This window comes from Pseudomonas antarctica, from assembly GCF_900624995.1.
Lineage (GTDB): Bacteria > Pseudomonadota > Gammaproteobacteria > Pseudomonadales > Pseudomonadaceae > Aquipseudomonas > Aquipseudomonas antarctica.
The window spans coordinates 1-3,376 of record NZ_UYXQ01000220.1 but is presented as its reverse complement, the minus strand read 5'-3'; the positions used below and the strand labels follow the sequence as shown (position 1 = coordinate 3,376).

Genomic DNA, 3,376 nt, shown 5'->3' with positions numbered 1-3,376 from the left:
GACCCGAGGGCACTTCCCAACGGACGATGCTGCAACAAAATTAATCTGGTTGGGATTGCGAAATATCACTGCTAACTGGGGCAAACCGGCACATGACTGGAAGAGTGCGATGAACCAATTTGCGATTCTGTACGGAGATCGATTTATCAGGCCTACCTGGTAAAACTAAGGCCTGCCTGTCGGCAGGCCGTTACCGGCCCGCACACAAAAAATCTGACACTCTCCATTCCGCTGGCTATCCGTTCTGCCATCTTTGTCGAACAGGACGTTTAACCCTGCGGGTTGAAGGAACTGCGCAACTGAACGCCCCACACTCCTCCATCTAGAGGTTGCCAGGAGTCAGCTGACTTTTCCCACGCCAACTATCGAACTGAGCCGACATCAACCTCTGACTCCCCCCCGTACGCTCACTCCCCCGCACAAGGAAGTGAGCCCGTCATGCCAGAACGCGCGCACCCCATCACCGAAGAAGATCAACTCAAACGGCGAATCCTGACTCCGCAGCCGAAGCGGGAGCCCTATTCGCCGCCGATGGATTTATTCGACTCAGCACCCGCCCCGGCGCCTACGCCCGCAAAGCTTCCCGGCTGCGTGTTCACTAAACCCTGCCAACTGCCCGACGGCATCATTCGCTACAACAACCCCACCGGTTACGTACCGTTGGAGCTGATCAAGGATTACGGCCATTTCAGCCTGTTGGGTGGGCGCGAGGTGGACAGCCGAGGCGCGGTTGCTCTACGCAAGATCAGCGGCAGTGCGCTGCCCGCGGGTTTGGGGCAGTTGGCGTTGCGCTCGGCGGTGGTGGAGTCCGCAGTCGGCGCCGTTGGCACTGTAGCGGGTGGCCTGTTGGCTGGGTTGGTGGCGCTGGCTTGGCCGTCGGCGCTGGGTGATAGCGCGCTTTACAGCGAGGAGCAATTGCGTTCGCTGCAACGGGCGCGGTCGCAGATGCGTTTGCATGTGGAGCAGCGTGAGGATGGCACGCTCAAGGGGTATGGTTTTTACACGGGCAACCATGCCGATTGGCAGATGATTGATGTGGTGCAGTTCCAAAGCCGTGGCGATCAGTTTGTGGCGGATTTGGGTGAGGGCGTGGAGCTGATCTGGACGCCTGCGGTTGATCGGGGCGATACGCTTGGTATTCCGGCGTTAGAGGCTGCGCCGCAAGCGCCGGTGATTTGGATTTACCCGCCGACGGAGAAGGCAGCGCAGATTCTGGTGAACCCGATTTACCCGCCGGAGTATCGGGATTTTATTCTGGTGTTCCCGGTGGAGTCGGGGGTTCGGCCGCTGTATGTGGTGGTTAGCGTTCGGGCTGGGGATCACGCCTACCAAACCAAGCCTAAACTCTTAGCTGCGTTTCCAAAGGCAAGATGGGCACGCTCGAAAACGTCCATGAAAGGAGGAGGTAAACGTCCTAGATGGAAAGACCCCGATGGGACAATCTATGAATGGGACTCTCAACATGGAGCTGTGGAAAAGTACACCAAACATGGAGTGCATCTCGGCGAGTTCGACCATATAACCGGTAAACAACGAAAACCAGCCGACCCTAGTAGGAGGGTAGAGCCATGAACCACGTAATTATGGGCGTCTTGCCCAACGAGGATTTTGCGTCCTTTGAGCAAGAGCTATCTCTATCCACTCAAGAGCTAATGAAGATTATGGGATGGAGCCAGCCTGAGGATTGCGTATTTGATTACCCATTGACGGAAGAACAAACACTCAAAATAGAAGAGGCGTGCGCTTTAAAGCTGCCCAACCACCTTGACCTGTTCCTTTCCTCGCACGAGTAACCAACCTAAGAGAATTCAACTTCATGCGTAGACTTTCACTGACAAACAAAAAACTCCGCAACATCCCCAGGCACCTCAGGGCCCTGACCCGTTGGGCCAACAGCTTCGAAGGCTGTTTCTACGAAGCGTTACCGCCACAACCTGACTACGTGACCGAAAGAATCCCCGTCATCGAAAATCTTGTTCAGGGCAAACAAACCACACCGGAAATTCAGGCGCACTGCGCTCAACAGTTGATCAATGTCTCAGGCCATCTGCTTGAAGCACGACCAGACGACGCCCCTGAATGCTGGGTTGTCGCCTGCGTCGTGGTTCCGGACATGTTCTCAAGCCGAGTCTGTGTCTACACCGATAAAGCGCGTTACCTGGGCCACACTCAACCTTTCGACTATGACCACTTCCGCCAAACCCGAATCACTGGCCGAAGCCTCTCCAGCGAATGGAACCTGACAATCCCATCAGGGCTTCACGAAGTCGGCTTTCACTTCACGCACGAGAATGAAGACGGCGATATTTTCGAGTCAGAGCATTGGTACTTTGGCGAGGTCAGCACGACCGACGAAGACCCAGGCGGTGAGCGCTGGAAGTACCAGACTTTCAGGTCCTTCCAGGCGCAGCACCCGCATTTGTTCGGCTCGGCCTCTTAGCTCGACTTCACCCCACTCCCCGCTCCCTCAACCAACACCCGATTCGCCGGGTCCGTCACATCAAACACCTGCTGCACACACACCTCCCCCTTGAACTGAAACTCCACCAAATACACCTTCGCCCGCTCCGGCACGAAGCTGCTGAGCACCGGCCCGCATATTGAGTAGATACCCGGTCGAGACTCTCTCGCGGTGCTGGATACGGTCAACTGCTTGCCCGGATCAGCCTGTATCTCCAACTGAGGAAAGCGCTTGAGCCCGGCACTGGCGACCGTCTGGTTTAATTTGGCGATCCAGTTGAAAACCCGGCCTTCGCCGGTGTCCATCACCGTGCCGAGGATTTCCATGCGCGGGTCGGGGTCGCCTTCACGGCGTATCGAGAATTCCACCGGCGCGGTGCCGCCGTAGGCTTTCATCACTACTTTGGCGTGGTCTGCGTCCACAGCCACGGTTTTTTGGCGTAGTTGGATGCCGTCTTTGAGCAGGGAGGGCGATGAGTCACGCGGGTCGGATTGGCAGGCGCACAGGGCCAGAGCGAGGGTGAGCAGCGCGATTCGCTTCATGGGGATTTCCTTATCGAGGGTGAGCGTGATGACTGGAGCGAAGTTTAAACGAATGTTCTGCAGCAGTGCAGCGATGCGGGCGCTTGGGCTGGGCAGGCGTACCGAAGTGATCCCATCGTCGCCTCGCTGGGGCTCGACAACTCCGGGACTGTCATAAATTTTGTGTTCGGGCATAACATGTTGAAGAGGTGCATGTATGCCAACCACAAAGAAACCGGCCCGCAGGGCCCAGCGTGACCTTCCAGCCATTCCAAAAGAGCTGATCGACCAGTTCGTCAGCGGCCCGATGAGTGCCGAAGCCATTCAGGATGCGTCGATGGCGTTCAAAAAGGCCTTGATCGAGCGAGCCCTTGGTGCCGAGCTGGGCCACCAC

4 protein-coding genes and 2 pseudogenes are annotated in these 3,376 nt (G+C 56.9%); 5 read left to right on the top strand and 1 reads right to left on the bottom strand.

Annotation, left to right across the window (positions count from 1 at the left end; translation table 11 throughout):
- From E0F99_RS29410 to E0F99_RS29395, 4 genes and pseudogenes are all read left to right on the top strand, one after another.
- Positions 1-163: pseudogene (locus tag E0F99_RS29410) on the top strand (IS256 family transposase); the annotation flags it as partial.
- A gap of 275 nt (positions 164-438) precedes the next feature.
- Positions 439-1,572, top strand: coding sequence for an S-type pyocin domain-containing protein (locus E0F99_RS29405; RefSeq protein WP_083356848.1), 1,134 nt, complete (start codon positions 439-441; stop codon positions 1,570-1,572).
- The gene (locus E0F99_RS29400; protein ID WP_083356847.1) at positions 1,569-1,793 is read left to right on the top strand and encodes a pyocin S6 family toxin immunity protein; all 225 of its coding nucleotides are present in this window, start codon (positions 1,569-1,571) and stop codon (positions 1,791-1,793) included. The genes E0F99_RS29405 and E0F99_RS29400 overlap by 4 nt, the downstream gene beginning before the upstream one ends.
- Positions 1,794-1,816: 23 nt before the next feature.
- The gene (locus E0F99_RS29395; RefSeq protein WP_083356846.1) at positions 1,817-2,440 is read left to right on the top strand and encodes a DUF3916 domain-containing protein; all 624 of its coding nucleotides are present in this window, start codon (positions 1,817-1,819) and stop codon (positions 2,438-2,440) included.
- Here the strand turns inward: E0F99_RS29395 and E0F99_RS29390 are convergent.
- Positions 2,437-3,003 (bottom strand): hypothetical protein, encoded by a 567-nt coding sequence (locus E0F99_RS29390; protein ID WP_083360364.1) that lies wholly within the window; start codon positions 3,001-3,003, stop codon positions 2,437-2,439. The genes E0F99_RS29395 and E0F99_RS29390 overlap by 4 nt on opposite strands.
- A 196-nt stretch (positions 3,004-3,199) precedes the next feature.
- On the opposite strand from E0F99_RS29390, the pseudogene E0F99_RS29385 reads away from it, so the two are divergent.
- Positions 3,200-3,376: pseudogene (locus E0F99_RS29385) on the top strand (IS256 family transposase); the annotation flags it as partial.